The following is a 14,554-nucleotide window of genomic DNA, read 5'->3' as shown; positions in this document are numbered from 1 at the left end:
CGAAGCAAGCGCCGGTGCCGTCGGCTAAGTTTTGACACAAGAGTCGAGCGGTTCTGAAGGGCGGAACGATGGAAGACCTGATTGTGGCGGTCGGCATACCGACCATCATCATCACTCTCATTTCTGTGGTGATGGTTGTCGGAGCGTTGGTGTTCACCAGCGGTGTCAAGTACCCGAAGGTGAAGTTCTACACAATCGACCAGAAGTGGGAGCACGGACCGTTGCTGCTCAGCGCAACTGAGGCAAAACCTGTGGCCCCGCTGTATCACGGGCATGGCACGGACGATTTGATCGGAGGCTCGGCAAGTGGCAAGTGGTGATGTGGTCAAGTCAACTGTCGATCCCGAATCGCTCCCCATGGGCTCGGCCCTGACCCTCAGCGGTCGGGTCTCGGCAGCCCGTTTCCCGACGGACGTGCCTTCCACGCCGCCGTTCAAGACCGACGAACTGGTCGCACTGGACGAGGCATTGTTCGACGCAACCGATGAGACGGCCATCCGTTTCTCGGTGTACATCGGAGACCTCGGCGCCGACGCCGTCGCGGGTGCCGCGGCGATCCTGCCGAACGCGCCTGAGCCCGAGCACGCCGTACTGATCGCGGTCTCGCCGAACACCAAGGACGTCGTGGTCGTCTCCGGCAAAGAGGTCGCCGCACGTCTCAACGATCGGGTGGCCCAGCTCGGGGTCACCGCGGCAATCGCAGGCATCCGGTCCGGTGACCTCGTCGACGGACTGATCTCCGCCATCCGGGTCATGGCCGCGGCAGTCACGGTTCGCTGATCCGAATCTCCAAGCAACACGTCTGAACAGACGCGTCTGAACGAACACAAGGGCGGGGCAACCATTCGGTTGCCCCGCCCTTGTGTGTTCGCGTCTAGCTCTTGTCGAAGGTGCGGGCCCGCAGCGTCCGTGCCACGGTGTCGCGGCCCTCGGAGATCAACCGGCGCAGTGCGGGCGGATGATCGCCGGCAAGCAGTTCGTCGGCCAGTGCCAGCGCGTCTTCGTCGACTGCCCAGTTCGGGTACAGCCCGACCACCACGGTCTGGGCGACCTCGCTGGAACGACGTTCCCACACCTGCGGGGCGATCTCGAAGTACTTCGCGGTGTAGGGCGCCAGGAGCTCACTCTGGCCGGGTCGGGCGAAGCCGGCGATGATCGAGCGCCCCAGTGTGTTCGACAGGGTGTCATCTTCGGTTGCCTGGGCCCAGGCGTCGGCCTTTGCCTCCGCCAGCGGACGTGAAGCCCGCGCCTTGGCGGCCTGCCTGCTGCCTGCCGAGGTGTTGTCGCGGGCGAGTTCGGCGTCGATCACCGGGCTGGAGGCCGGGTCGGTGTCGATGGCGCCTGCGGTCGCCAGCGCCTGCACGATCGACCACCGTAGGTCGGTGTCGACCGTCAGGCCGGCCAGACCCTGGTCCGCGGGATCGGAGTCGAGCAGTGCCCGAACAACACTGGTCTGTTCAGGGGCGAGCACGCCGGAGAGCAGGGTGTTGACAAAGGCCAGCTGATGATCGGAACCGGGCTCCGCCGCCCGCGCGAGCTCGAGCAGACGGGCACTGAATCGCGGCCACCCCGCCGTGGTTGCCCACTCCGGATCGGCGTAGCCGTCGATTGCGGTCTGCGCCTGCATGAGGACTCGCTGGACGACACCGATCTCGGTTTCGGTGCCGATGCCCTGCTCCACCAATGCAGCGAACTCACGGGCGCGCATCTCGGCCTGCCTGGTCATCTCCCAGGCCGCCGACCAGACCAGGGTGCGGGGCATGGGCTCGCTGATGTCGGCGAGGCGGCTGGTTGCCGTGGCCAGCGAATCGGGATCCAGGCGGACCGAGCAGTACGTCAGGTCGTCATCGTTCAGCAGGATCAGCTGCCCCCGATCGACCCCCACCAACTCGGCAACAGCGGTGCGTTCGCCGGTGACATCGAGTTCAACTCGTTTGGTGCGGACGAGCTTTCCGTCCACGTCGTCGTAGACGCCGACTGCCAGACGATGGGTACGGGTCTCGCCCGCCCCGGGTGCCGCACCATCCTGCAGGATGTCGAAGCGGGTGAAAGCACCGGATTCGTCGAGGTCGAAGTCTGGTCTGATGACGTTGATACCGGTGGTCTTGAGCCATTGTGAACCCCAGTCCGACAGGTCGCGGCCCGAAGACTTCTCGAGAGCGCCCAGGAGGTCGGCGAAGGTGGCGTTGCCGAATTTGTGGGACTGGAAGTAGTCACGCAATCCGGACAGGAACTCCTCGAGGCCGACGTATGCGACCAACTGCTTGAGCACGGAAGCGCCCTTGGCATAGGTGATTCCGTCGAAGTTGACCTCTACGGCCGCGATGTCGGGGATGTCGGCCGCCACCGGGTGGGTGGAGGGGAGTTGATCCTGCCGGTATGCCCAGGATTTCTCGACGTTGGCGAATGTCGTCCAGGCGTTCTTGTATTCGGTGGCCTCCGACTGGCACAGCACCGAGGCGAAGGTGGCGAAGGATTCGTTGAGCCACAGGTCATCCCACCATTGCATGGTGACGAGGTCGCCGAACCACATGTGCGCCATCTCGTGCAGCACGGTTTCGGCACGGCGTTCGTACAGGTACTTGGTGACCTTGGACCGGAAGACGTAGTCCTCCAGGAACGTCACCGCACCAGCGTTCTCCATGGCACCGGCATTGAATTCGGGGACGAAGAGCTGGTCGTACTTGCCGAATGCGTACGGAATGCCAAAGTTCTTGTGGTAGAACTCGAAACCCTGCTTGGTCTCGGTGAACAGCCGCTCGTCATCCATGAACTCGGCCAGTGACGAGCGGCAGAAGATGCCGAGGTCGATGGTACCGTGCTCGTCGGAATAGCTGTCGGTCCAGACCGCGTACGGTCCCGCGATCAACGCCACCAGATAGGTGCTCAGCAACGGGGTGGTGGCGAAAGTGTGCTTGCCGGGGGCTGTTTCGGTACCGGCTCCGTTGGAGATCACCTTCCAGTCCGTCGGTGCGGTGACGGTGACGTCGAAGGTCGCTTTCATGTCCGGCTGATCGAAACAGGCGAACATCCTTTTGGCGTCGGCGGTTTCGAACTGTGAGTACAGGTAGACCGCATCGTCGGTGGGGTCGACAAAGCGGTGCAGGCCCTCGCCGGTGTGCGAATAGACGCAGTCGGCGACCACCACAAGTGTGTTGTCGCCGGCCAGGTCGGTCAGCGCCAGGCCGTCCTCTTCGGTGTAACCCGAGACGTCCACGGGTGAACCGTTGAGGGTGGCGCTGTGCACCGTCTGCGCGATCAGATCGACAAACGATGATGAACCGGCCGTGGCGGTGAAGGTGATGGTCACCGCCGACCGGAAGGTCTTCTCGCCGGGTTTGCCCGAGCCGTCGGTGAGGTCGAGATCGATCGCATAGTTGGAGACCGAGATGTTCGCCGAGCGTTGGCCCGCCAGATCCCGGGTCAAGTTTGGTGCCGCCACGTTGCCTCGCTTCAGGAGAGATTTTGCCGGTTGCTACACAACTACCGTATTGCGTGCACGGTCGCGATGGGTCGGTGCGGGAGGGAATGTGAACCGACGCGAGTTGTTGAATCATGCAATGGTTCCACCGGCACCATGCCCCACGCTTCTACTGCTGAAGGAGTTCTCCAACTCATGACCGCCTCGACTGACCGCGTTGACTTCTGGTTCGACCCGCTGTGCCCGTGGTGCTGGATCACCTCCCGCTGGATTCTGGAGGTCGAGAAGGTCCGTGACATCGAGACGAACTTCCACATCATGAGCCTGGCGGTGCTCAACGAAGGCAAAGACATCCCCGACGAATACCGCGAAGGGCTCAAGGATGCCTGGCGCCCGGTTCGCGTGATCGCCGCTGCGCAGGCCGAACACGGCGATGAGATCCTGTCCCCGCTGTACACGGCGATGGGAACGCTCATCCACAACAAGGGCATCAAGGACTTCGGTGAGGTCATCCCGCTGGCACTCGAAGAGGTGGGACTGTCCGCCGAGTTGGCGAAGGCCGCTGACGAAACCACCTTCGACGATGCCATCCGCAAGAGCCATCACGCAGGTATGGACAAGGTCGGCGATGACGTCGGTACTCCCACGATCCACATCAACGACGTGGCCTTCTTCGGGCCGGTCCTGTCCCGGATCCCGCGTGGAGAGGTAGCCGGAAAAGTGTGGGACGGCGCATTGGCGTTGTCGAGTTACCCGCACTTCTTCGAGCTCAAGCGGTCCCGCAACGAGGGCCCGCAGTTCGACTGACCGATGGTTCAACCGAGGTCGTCACTCTTCGGCCTCCGTGTCGTCGCGCGTGGGTCGGCCTGATCTTTGGTCAGGTCGACCGGCGGCGCCGGTGGTATCGAAGAAACCGGCACCATCCCGGTCGGGGGCATGGGACCGGTCGGCAGCAGCAGCTGGACGTGGCCGCTCCCGATCCCGCGAACGATCTGGCGAGGTCGGAAGAACATCCGACCCGGTCCGGATCGGTCTCGCAGGGCTGCGGCCCGCCAGGTCAGCACCGGATGGGTCGACTGCAGATTGGTCAGCCAGGTGAAGAAGCCCTTCTCCAGCGTCGCCCGATCGGCGAACTCGTCGAAACTGACCGACGTCAGCATGTATTTGCCGGCGGCCAGCACCCCGATGGCGCCGGGTGATCCGGACGGCTGGTTGTAGTAGCCGTGATTGTCTGCGGTGTACTCCATCGATCGCGACAGCGCCTGGCCGAGCACGGGAAGGTTCAGCCCGATGATCGAACCGAGCTGACGCCAATACGAGACGTGCCCGGCAGCGATGTGCCCGACCTCGTGTCCGATGATCAACCGCAACGCCTCCGGACTGCGGGCGTGCCCGCCGATCTCGAAAAGGTCCGAATAGACGACGACAAAACGGCGGAAGCCGTGGCCGGACGCAAAGGCGTTGATGGTGCCGTTGCCGAGAACCACGTAGGCGTCCGGGACGTATTCGAGCCCGAATCTGCGGGCCGATTCGACCACCATCTGATGACCCTCGGGGAACTGCGTCGGGCTCATCTTGACCCCGTTGACGCGGGGCATCGCGTAGGTCAGGCCACGGATCAGATACAGCAGCAGCGGTGCGAGCAGGATCAGCAAGAACCAGGTGTTCAGGGAACCCGTTGCCACCAGCGTCACAACCACGACGTAAGCGCCGAGCCCGACGACAAGAACCAGGACGAGGATCGGGATCTCCCACGGATGCCGTCGCGGGCGTCCGGCGAACGGTGCCGGGGCAAGCCGATGTGACGCCGCAATCGGCGGTGGGGAGTCGGGATTCACCCTGCCCAATCTAGTGCTGCCGTGCCGCGAAATGGGCCGCCCTTGGCCGGGCTTTCCGGTCGGTGCCCGGCGCGCCACCGCACTCTGTCAGACTGGTCGGCATGCGCGTGTACCTAGGTGGCGACCATGCCGGATTCGAACTCAAAGCCCAGATTGCCGAACATCTGACCTCTGCGGGTCACGAGGTGATCGATTGTGGAGCGCACGAATACGACGCGCTCGACGACTACCCCGCCTTCTGCGTCGACGCCGCGCTGCGGACCGTCGCCGACGAAGGCAGCCTGGGCATCGTGCTCGGCGGCAGCGGTAACGGCGAGCAGATCGCCGCGAACAAGGTCCCCGGAGCGCGGTGCGCGTTGGCGTGGAGTGTCGAGACCGCACAATTGGCGCGGCAGCACAACAAGGCCCAGCTGATCGGCATCGGTGGCCGCATGCACAGCCAGGCCGAGGCGTTGGCCATCGTTGACGCGTTCATCAACACCGAGTGGTCGGGTGAAGAGCGCCACCAACGCCGCATCGACATCCTCGCGGAGTACGAGCGCACCGGCGTGCCGCCGCTGCTGCCTGAGCGCTGAGACTTCGAAACGCACTGTGCCTGAAGGGCATACGCTTCATCGGCTGGCCCGGATCCATCATCGCAAGTTTGCCGGCCGACAGGTGGCGGTCAGTAGTCCGCAAGGACGCTTTGCTTCCGGGGCCGGCCGGATCGACGGGCAGACCTTCGTTCGCGCGGAGGCCTGGGGAAAGCATCTGATCCATCGCTACGGCAATGGAGAGATGGTCCACGTGCACCTGGGCCTCTACGGAGCGTTCAGCGAAGGCCCCGCACCACTGCCCGAACCGGTCGGCCAGGTCCGGATGCGGATGGAATCCGACGACTACGGCACTGACCTTCGCGGTCCGACCGCCTGCGAGTTGTACACCCCGGCGGATCTGACGGCCCTGACCGCGAGGCTCGGTCCCGATCCGCTACGCAAGGACGCCGATCCCGAGCCGGCCTGGGCCGCGATAACCCGGTCCCGCAAGGCGATCGGTGCACTCCTGATGGACCAGAAGGTGCTGTGTGGGGTGGGCAACGTCTACCGCGCGGAGGTCCTGTTCCGGGCGTCGATCAATCCGCATCGCCCCGGAACCGGGATCAACCGTTCCGAATGGGACGGATTGTGGTCGGATCTGGTGTCGCTGATGGCAATCGGTGTCCGACGCGGCAAGATGCACGTCGTCCGACCCGACGATGATCACGGCGCTCCGGCGTACGGTCCGGGTCGGCCGCGGACCTATGTCTACCGCCGCGCCGGTGAACCCTGCCGAATCTGTGGGACACCGATCCTGATCGGGGAGATGGTGGCACGCAAGGTCTATTGGTGCCCGACCTGTCAGGCCGACTGAATCGATTTTCTGGGCAATCGCAGTGGGATCGCCTAAGCAAGCCCTCAGGTTCCATGGGCATGATGGATCCATGGCAGTTGTGACGGTGCTCTTCGTGGGAGGAACCGGCGAGTCATACCCAGGTGACAGCCGACACCGGGTCGGAGGGCTTCTCTCGGAGGTGGCCGAGCAGCTTGACGAACGATTCGACTGCCGGTGGGTCGGATACCCGGCAAGCTATGGACCGGTGCCGGACCTGGCCGGTATGAGTTACCTCGACAGCGTGCGCGAGGGTGTGGCGAATCTGCAGGCCCGGGTGGATGCGGTCGCCGGACCGGTGATGCTCGTCGGCTATTCGCAGGGTTCGGTCGTGATCCGAAACATGTTGGCAGGCCGCGAAAGCCGCAGGAGTGTGGTTGCGGTCGGATTCGTGGCCGATCCGCACCAGCCACCGGGAGTGGCTGCGGGCTGCGACGGATTCGGACTTGCCGGCGAGGGCCCCGCGATACCGGGGGACATCCCGGTGATCTGGATCGCCGACCCCGCCGATGTCATCTGCAACGCCAGCGGTGACTCGTTGCTGCGAGACTTCGCCGACCTGACTGCGGCAATGTCGATTCATGACGTGCGTGGCTGGTGCCGTCATCTCTGGCAGGTGTTGAGGGGCAATGACTTCCAGAACGCGGCGCGGACATCGGTCCATCCCCGGCAGTGGCGTAAGGATGTACGGCGACTGCGGATCGCGATGGTGGAGATCGCGGGATACCTACCAGGCAAGCTGATGTGGCGGGGTCTGCAGATCGTGAATCGTCGCGGCGGCCGGCACACCGCCTATGACGCAGAACCACTCGCCGGGGGCGAGGCATCCGGTTGCGAGGTGCTGGCCCAGTGGTTGCAGGTGCAGGTGACATTCCTGCCCTTCGGCGGTGTCGATCGGCACGCTGCGTAGCTGGTATCCACTTGTCCGGTGGAAACAATTCACGCGCCTGAAATGTGAGACACCCGTATTTGGGTGACACTGAATCCCAGACCTGTCAACGCTGGGAGAAATGAACGTGGATCACTACGACCTGGTTGTCATCGGCTCCGGCCCCGCGGGGCAGAAGGCGGCGATCGCTGCTGCCAAGCTCGGCAAGAAGGCCGCGGTCGTCGAACGCCGGAACATGGTCGGTGGTGTGTGTATCAACACCGGCACCATTCCGTCGAAGACACTGCGCGAGGCGGTCCTGTATTTGACCGGCCTGAATCAGCGGGACCTGTACGGGCAGTCGTACCGGCTGAAGACCGACATCACCGTCGCCGACCTGTCCTCGCGTACATCGCATGTGGTGGGGAAAGAGATCGACATCATCCAGAACCAGTTGTCCCGCAACCGGGTTGCGCTCCTGATCGGTAACGGCAGGTTTGTCGGACCCAATGAACTAATCGTCGAATCCGAGGGTGGTGATCGAAAGAACATCACGTTCGACCACGCGGTCATCGCCGTCGGCACCCGTCCGGCACGGCCCTCCACTGTTGAGTTCGATGGCGCGACCATCGTCGATTCTGATCAGATCCTCGGGATCGACCGGTTGCCGCAGTCGATGGTGGTGGTCGGTGCAGGCGTCATCGGAATCGAGTACGCCTCGATGTTCGCCGCGCTGGGTACCAAGGTGACCGTGGTCGAGCAGCGTGTGAGCATGCTCGACTTCGTCGACCGTGAAATCGTCGAGGCATTGCAATACCAGTTGCGTGACCGAGGCGTCACCTTCCGGTTCGGGGAATCGGTGAAAATGGTCGAGAAGCACCCATCGGGAACCGTCACCGTGTTGGAATCGGGTAAGAAGATTCCTGCCGACACCGTGCTGTATTCGGCAGGCAGGCAAGGTGTCACCGAGGAATTGGGTGTTGCCGCAGCTGGTTTGGAGGGTGACAACCGGGGTCGGCTCAAGGTTGATGACTGTTTCCGCACGGTGGTGCCTCACATTTATGCCGTCGGTGATGTCATCGGCTTCCCGGCATTGGCGGCGACCGCGATGGAACAGGGCCGACGGGCCGCGTACGACGCCTTCGGCGAACCGGTCGGCGAATCAGACGCGTCCAAATATCCGATCGGCATCTATTCGATCCCGGAGATCAGCTTCGTCGGCAAGACAGAGGAGGAACTGACCGCGGAGAACGTGCCCTTCGAAGTGGGCGTTGCCCGTTATCGGGAACTGGCCAGGGGCGCGATCATGGGCGACGCCTACGGCATGCTCAAACTGCTCGTGGATGCGCACGACCGGAGCATCCTGGGAGTGCATGTATTCGGTTCCAACGCCGCGGAATTGGTCCACATCGGGCAGACGGTGATGGGTTGCGGGGGAACCGTCGACTACTTGGTCGACGCCGTCTTCAACTATCCGACCCTGGCCGAGGGCTACAAGGTGGCGGCACTGGACGCGGTGAACAAGATGCGGGCCATCGCCCGGGTCACCGGTGCCGGCAACGGACACGACCTGGGTGCTGAATAGCGCAGACATAGAAAAACCCGGCGCCGAGAGTTGCTCTCGGCGCCGGGTTTTCAGATGTTCTTTGCTCGTCTAGCTGCCCGGGATGTACTGCCCGCCGACGGTGCCCTGCACCACGATCGGGGTTCCTTCAGGGAAGTTCTCGTAGACCCACTGGCCGTTTTCGGCGCTCAGGTTGATGCAGCCATGACTCACGTTGGTGTTGCCCTGCTGCTCCACCGACCACGGTGCGGCGTGGATGAAGATTCCGTCCCAGGACATCCGGATCGCGTGCTCGACATAGGTGCGGTAACCACCCGGGGCATCGATCGGGACTCCGTACGTGGACGAATCCATGTACATGTCGCGGTACTTCTCTTTGGTGTTGTACGTGCCGTTGGGGGTCGGGTTCTCATTCGAACCCATCGAGATCGGCATTTTGCGCACGATCTTGCCCTCGTGCCACACGGTCAATTCATGGGTGGCATCGTCGGCGAGGGCAACCCAGCCCGTGTCGGTCTTCACCGGGGGAGCGGGCTCGGCCGGTTTCGGGGGCTCTGGTGCCGGTTCCGGAGTGGTCTGAGGTGCCGGTGGTGCCGGGATGGTCAAGCCGGGGATCTGCGGTAGTGGCACGCCGGGCAACCCGGGAATGGTGGGCGACGGTTGCGCCGAGGCTGCCGTCGGAACTGCCAGGGCCATCACGACAACGCCGAGTCCGGCGGCCAAGAGGCGTTTGGCGGTGCGTCCGCGGGTGAACTTGCTGGTCGACACTATGTATAACCCTAACGTTGGGTGCAGGTTTATGCGCTCCCCGAAAGCGCAGATTCAATACTTGCATGTCGGTACCACACCGCCAAACGTTACGAACGAGGTTGGGGTCAGAGTTGCTGAAGTGACTACATTTATCCGACCGTTGGTCTAAAAGTGATCTGGCTCACTCTATTTCAGAGGCCTCCCGGCATCGGTCAACAATTACTGGGGGCGGGCACACCGTTGAACCGGTCGGTCATCCAGGACAGCGCTGGTGGCAATCCGATCACGGCAGCCGTGAGATGGTCGGGTGATGGGGTGAGAATCGAGACCACGTCCGTCCCGGCGCGGCAGTACCGCGAATTGGTATGAAGGATCGAGTCGATCGGGATCAGACTGTCGATAGGACTGTGCCACTCGAACACCGGGGCATTCGGTACCCCTGCGAAGAACTCCAGGCTGTTCTCGTTGACCACTTTTCGGGCCGCCGGGTCGTCGAAGATCTTGACGTCGGGTGTCATCTCTTTCGCGCTGTGACCGAGGCCGGTCAGCAAGATCTCGTTGGTGCAGGCATTTTGCATCTCGCGGTACATGGACTTGCCGAGTGGGGTCAGGTTCTGCCACACCGGCATCTCGTTCGGATATTCGCGGGACAGGCCGATGGCCGCGGCAAACGCGAGACCGAACGCGGGATGGGGATTGTTGTAACCGAGCCCCTCGGCCATCTTGATCAGATTCATCGGAGCGCCGCCGTATGCGCTCCCGGCGATCTTGAGTTCGGGGGCGTAGGAGGGTGCCAGCGCGGCCGCCCACGCCGTTGCCATCCCGCCGCCGGAGTAGCCCATCAGCCCGATCCTGCTCTTCTCGACACGGGCGGGCTCGAAGCGTTGCGCTGCCTTGATCCCGTCGAGGGCGATCCGCCCGCCGAGTTGCGCTGCGCCGTACGAACTACGGGGACCCAGATGGTCGGGGATGGCGAGAACCCAACCTTGTTGCAGGAGTCCGTTCAGGAGTGGCCGCTGACTGGCGGTGAGGCTGCCCGATCGCGGATCGACATTTGTGGTCGTCGTGTAGAGCTGTCGTGACGGCGCGCACTCGAGCCCCATCGCGTTCACGATGTCCTGCACGCTGAGCAGCGGACCGTCGACTTTGTGGTTGTCCGGCACCAGGAGTGTGGTGACTGCTGCGATGGGCCGGGAGTACATGTCGGTACTGCGGTATTTGATCTGATAGGTACGCAGGTCGAACAACAGTGGGGGATCGGGCATCTCACGGCTTGCGATGACGTCGCCGTTCGCGTAGCGGTCGATGTCGGCTGGGGCATCGTAAAAGGTGTCCGGCAGGGGCGTGGGAAGAGCGACGTCATCGGCCGCGGCCGGAGCTGACGTCACCGCGACCGCGACAACCGCTGCTGCGGCGATCAGTGACAGACGGATAGATCTCGATACTCGTCGGTGCAAGGTCCGCTCACCTTTGTGTCAGGGGGGCACGGGAATTGCGCCAAGCATGCCTCTAACAGGTGCTCGGTGCAGGTTGAGCGGCAAATCGCTCGCTCAGCCACTGCAGTGCGCCGGGGATACCCAGCGGGTAGGCGGCCACATGATTCGGCGCGGGGGTGAGCAGGCTCGTGACCTTGACTCCGGCGCGGCAGAAGCGGTTGTTGGTGGCCACGATGGCGTCGACCGGGATCAGTTCGTCTGTGGGACTGTGCCATTCGAACACGGGAGAATTAGGTACCCCCGGATAGGAATCGAGCCCGTTGGCCTGGACGACTTTCCGCACGGCTGGGTCATCGAAGATCTTGACGTCCGGGGTCATCTCGTCGGCGCTGTGATCTTCTCCGATCCGCAGGATCTCGGTGGTGCAGGCATTCTGCATCTGGAGGAACATGGACTTACCCAGTTGTGTCAGGTTGTCCCACATCGGAATCTCGTCCGGATACTCGCGGGACAGCCCGACCGCCGCGGCGTATGCCAATCCGAATGCGGGATGGGGGTTGTTGTAGCCGAGTCCTTCGGCCATCTTGATCAAGTTCATCGGGGCCCCGCCATAAGCGCTGCCGGCCAGTCGGAGTCCCGGCGCGTAGGTGGGGGCCAACGCGGCGGCCCATGCCGTAGCCATTCCGCCTCCGGAATACCCGATCAAACCGACCGGACTCCGGGAGATGTTCGCTGCGGCGAGGTTCTTGCCTGCCTTGATGCCGTCCAGAGTGATCCGGCCGCCGAGTTGGGCTGCGCCGTAGGCACTGCGCGGACCCAGATGGTCGGGGACCGCGATGACCCACCCCTGCGCCAGCAGGCCGTTCAGTGCCGGTCCCTGACGAGCGGTCAAGCTGTTGGTCTGCGTGTACAGCGTGCGAGAGGGTGCGCACTCGAGCCCGAGGGCGTTCACGATGTCCTGGAAGCTCAGCACCGGTGCGTTCGCGCGTCGGTTCACCGGCAGCAGCAGGGTGGTGACCGCGGCGATCGGTCGTTCGTACATGTCGGTACTGCGGAACTTGAGCTGCCAGGTCTCGATGTTGAGGAACCCGGGCGGGTTGGGCATCTTGCGTTTGGCGACGATGTCACCGTTCGCGTAGTCCCCGATATCGGCGGGTGCGTCGTAGAAACGGTCCGACAAGGGGGTGGGCAGGGCAACTTCGTCAGCAGCGGCGATACCCGGAGCGGTCGTCATCAGCGCCAGCGTGGCGGCACACAGTGCGCCGAAGGTGGTGACTCGGCGCCGTAGTCGGGATCGGGACACGGCAGTGTTTGGCGTGCGAAGAATTTTGAGCCTCCGGGTCGCGAACGGGTAAAGCGTCGGCCCCCTTGGCGACGATTTTTGGAATGTAACCGTTCCGTGACTCGTGTTGTCAAGTGCATCACATTGTTTGTTTTGCGAGGTATGCATCACACGGTCATTGGCGGGTGTCACCCCGCACGGGATGATCCATTCGGGACTGGACCGCAACAATTTTCACCGCGAACCATGCCGAGTGCTGGCTGCGTTGCCGTGTCGGAGGTACGACGCGTCAGGCAGTGGCTCCCACCTCATTTGGGGGAGGAGCGTCGGCCGGAGGGTTTGTTGATGTGCTGCAGCAACCTCGCCGCGATGGTGAACGCGTTGTCGTCGTCCTGGACCGCGACGACGGTGATCGTATTGGGCACCGACCGATACGGAATCCGTCGGCGTCGGGAGGTGCGAATGAACCTGACAATCCAGCTCGCGGTGTGATGGAGCGCAATCGAAAAAAGCCCCGGCCAGTAGTGCTGACCGGGGCTTTTTCGTGTGGAGCGGGTGACGGGAATCGAACCCGCGTAGCTAGTTTGGAAGACTAGCGCAAATGGTATTTTGTACCTGGCAGACGAATCGAAGACATGCTCTGACCTGCTAATTAGCTGCCTGTCGTAGGCGTGGCGTATGACTACGTAGTGTGTACTTTTAGTGTGTACCTACTGCGGTGAGGGGTGAGGTGAGTGGCCAAGCAGAAACGGCGCGCGCGGGGTGAGGGAGGCCTGACTCAGCGGCCGAATGGTCTGTGGGTGGGGTCGGTCGAACTACCTCCCGACGAGAACGGGAAACGCAAACGCCGGCCGGTGTCATCGATGAACTACGACACCGCAGTCGACAAACTCAAACGGCTACAGCGCGACATCGATGACGGTCGACTCCCAGTCACCGACTCCACGACACTCGAGGCCTGGCTCAAGCGGTGGCTCGACGAGATCATCTACCTCGAGGTGAGCCCGAAGACCCTGACGGCATACCGGTCTGCGGTGAACTCCAGAATCGTTCCGTTCATTGGGTCCAAGAAGCTGGCGAAGCTCACGCCGGCGGATATCCGGTCGATGACAAAGGGGATCGTCGATCGCGGCCAGGCATCAGGGTCAGCGCTCGATGCGTATCGCGTGCTGTCGAAGTCGCTCACCGACGCGAAACGCGAAGGTGTGATCCGGGAGAACGTGTGCGACCGGGTCGCAGTCCCGAAAGTCACGCGAGAAGACCGCGGGGCCCACGAACTCGACCAGGTCCGCAAACTCTTCACGTACCTCATTGAGACCGAGGATCCGATGATGTCGCGGTGGGCCACCGCGCTGATGACCGGGCAGCGTCAGGCCGAGTGCCTCGGTCTGGAATGGGACCGAGTGGACTTCACTCGGCACGAACTCGACGTCGCCTGGACATTGCAGTGGCTGAAGCTGAAGGACCGGTATGCACGGCGGCCGGAGGAGGTCTACGACAAGTCGGTGTTCGATGTCCGGCCTGGTTTCGACTTCCGCCCGGTGTGGCGGACAGCGTGCATCGTGCCGCCGAAGAACGTCGGTTCCCGCCGGATCGTGCCGATGATCGCACCACTGGAGGCGGCGATGAAGGCGCATCACATTGCGCAGGGTGAGCCGACGAGCGGGCTCGTGTGGACGCGGGAGGGTGGCCGGCCGTATCGGAAGATCGACGACACCGATGCTTGGCATGCCGCGCTTGAGGCCGCCGGTGTTCCAGACCTGACGTTGCACTCCGCGCGGCACTCAGTCGCGACGTTGCTCCAGTCCGCGGGGGTGGACGAGGTAACTCGCATGGCGATAATGGGGCACTCGAGCAAGGCGGCCCAGCGGATGTACGCGCACATCGATCAGACGCGGTCACGTCAGGCACTCGACCAGCTCGGCTCGAACGTGTTCGGGCTGCCCGAGTGATTTCCCGACTCTCGAACACTTGTTCTACATTTGCTA

13 protein-coding genes are annotated in these 14,554 nt (G+C 63.2%); 8 read left to right on the top strand and 5 right to left on the bottom strand.

Annotated elements, in window-relative coordinates; genetic code table 11:
• Positions 1–68 precede the first annotated feature (68 nt).
• Together ctaJ and AC56PL_RS19175 are read left to right on the top strand one after the other, a co-directional pair.
• Positions 69–320 carry an aa3-type cytochrome oxidase subunit CtaJ gene (gene ctaJ, locus AC56PL_RS19180; protein WP_495516825.1) on the top strand — a complete coding sequence of 84 codons (252 nt, stop codon included), beginning with the start codon at positions 69–71 and terminating at the stop codon, positions 318–320.
• A complete protein-coding gene (locus AC56PL_RS19175; protein WP_495516824.1) occupies positions 307–780 on the top strand; it encodes a DUF5130 family protein in 474 nt (157 codons plus the stop codon). Before ctaJ ends, AC56PL_RS19175 begins: the two co-directional genes overlap by 14 nt.
• 94 nt (positions 781–874) lie before the next feature.
• Here the strand turns inward: AC56PL_RS19175 and pepN are convergent, their stop codons facing one another.
• On the bottom strand, positions 875–3,442 hold the full coding sequence (gene pepN / locus AC56PL_RS19170; protein WP_497154789.1) for an aminopeptidase N: 2,568 nt from the start codon (positions 3,440–3,442) through the stop codon (positions 875–877).
• A 174-nt stretch (positions 3,443–3,616) separates the two neighbouring features.
• On the opposite strand from pepN, the gene AC56PL_RS19165 reads away from it, so the two are divergent.
• Positions 3,617–4,228: a mycothiol-dependent nitroreductase Rv2466c family protein gene (locus AC56PL_RS19165; protein ID WP_495516822.1), complete on the top strand. Its 612-nt coding sequence runs from the start codon at positions 3,617–3,619 to the stop codon at positions 4,226–4,228.
• Positions 4,229–4,236: 8 nt separating this feature from the next.
• Here the strand turns inward: AC56PL_RS19165 and AC56PL_RS19160 are convergent, their stop codons facing one another.
• Entirely contained in the window at positions 4,237–5,268 is a 1,032-nt protein-coding gene (locus tag AC56PL_RS19160; protein ID WP_497154788.1) for a M48 family metallopeptidase, read from the bottom strand.
• Positions 5,269–5,360: 92 nt separating this feature from the next.
• Here AC56PL_RS19160 and AC56PL_RS19155 point away from each other — a divergent pair, with 92 nt between their 5' ends.
• The 4 genes from AC56PL_RS19155 to sthA all read left to right on the top strand — a co-directional run bounded on the left by AC56PL_RS19155 (position 5,361) and on the right by sthA (position 9,119).
• Complete coding sequence (locus AC56PL_RS19155; RefSeq protein WP_495516820.1) at positions 5,361–5,834, top strand: ribose-5-phosphate isomerase; 474 nt, start codon at positions 5,361–5,363, stop codon at positions 5,832–5,834.
• Between the two features lie 16 nt (positions 5,835–5,850).
• Positions 5,851–6,648: a DNA-formamidopyrimidine glycosylase family protein gene (locus AC56PL_RS19150; protein ID WP_495516819.1), complete on the top strand. Its 798-nt coding sequence runs from the start codon at positions 5,851–5,853 to the stop codon at positions 6,646–6,648.
• Positions 6,649–6,718: 70 nt separating this feature from the next.
• Positions 6,719–7,576: a PE-PPE domain-containing protein gene (locus AC56PL_RS19145; protein WP_497154787.1), complete on the top strand. Its 858-nt coding sequence runs from the start codon at positions 6,719–6,721 to the stop codon at positions 7,574–7,576.
• A 106-nt stretch (positions 7,577–7,682) separates the two neighbouring features.
• A complete protein-coding gene (gene sthA / locus AC56PL_RS19140; protein ID WP_495516931.1) occupies positions 7,683–9,119 on the top strand; it encodes a Si-specific NAD(P)(+) transhydrogenase in 1,437 nt (478 codons plus the stop codon).
• Between the two features lie 69 nt (positions 9,120–9,188).
• Here the strand turns inward: sthA and AC56PL_RS19135 are convergent, their stop codons facing one another.
• From AC56PL_RS19135 to AC56PL_RS19125, 3 genes are all read right to left on the bottom strand, one after another.
• The gene (locus AC56PL_RS19135; protein WP_495516817.1) at positions 9,189–9,866 is read right to left on the bottom strand and encodes a L,D-transpeptidase family protein; all 678 of its coding nucleotides are present in this window, start codon (positions 9,864–9,866) and stop codon (positions 9,189–9,191) included.
• Between the two features lie 194 nt (positions 9,867–10,060).
• The gene (locus tag AC56PL_RS19130; RefSeq protein WP_497154786.1) at positions 10,061–11,305 is read right to left on the bottom strand and encodes a lipase family protein; all 1,245 of its coding nucleotides are present in this window, start codon (positions 11,303–11,305) and stop codon (positions 10,061–10,063) included.
• A gap of 52 nt (positions 11,306–11,357) precedes the next feature.
• Positions 11,358–12,518 (bottom strand): lipase family protein, encoded by a 1,161-nt coding sequence (locus tag AC56PL_RS19125; RefSeq protein WP_495516815.1) that lies wholly within the window; start codon positions 12,516–12,518, stop codon positions 11,358–11,360.
• A gap of 911 nt (positions 12,519–13,429) precedes the next feature.
• On the opposite strand from AC56PL_RS19125, the gene AC56PL_RS19120 reads away from it, so the two are divergent.
• Complete coding sequence (locus AC56PL_RS19120; protein WP_497154850.1) at positions 13,430–14,518, top strand: site-specific integrase; 1,089 nt, start codon at positions 13,430–13,432, stop codon at positions 14,516–14,518.
• The last annotated feature ends 36 nt before the right edge of the window (positions 14,519–14,554 follow it).

This window comes from Williamsia sp. Y721, from assembly GCF_059683565.1.
Note: the sequence above shows the minus strand (reverse complement) of the source record. Positions and strands in the feature narration are given on the sequence as shown.

Bases quoted from the DNA above. Each gene is read 5' to 3' on its own strand.
- AC56PL_RS19145 (WP_497154787.1), top strand. From the start codon at position 6,719: ATGGCAGTTGTGACGGTGCTCTTCGTGGGAGGAACCGGCGAGTCATAC.
- AC56PL_RS19125 (WP_495516815.1), bottom strand. From the start codon at position 12,518: ATGACGACCGCTCCGGGTATCGCCGCTGCTGACGAAGTTGCCCTGCCC.
- AC56PL_RS19165 (WP_495516822.1), top strand. From the start codon at position 3,617: ATGACCGCCTCGACTGACCGCGTTGACTTCTGGTTCGACCCGCTGTGC.
- AC56PL_RS19120 (WP_497154850.1), top strand. From the start codon at position 13,430: ATGAACTACGACACCGCAGTCGACAAACTCAAACGGCTACAGCGCGAC.
- AC56PL_RS19155 (WP_495516820.1), top strand. From the start codon at position 5,361: ATGCGCGTGTACCTAGGTGGCGACCATGCCGGATTCGAACTCAAAGCC.
- ctaJ (WP_495516825.1), top strand. From the start codon at position 69: ATGGAAGACCTGATTGTGGCGGTCGGCATACCGACCATCATCATCACT.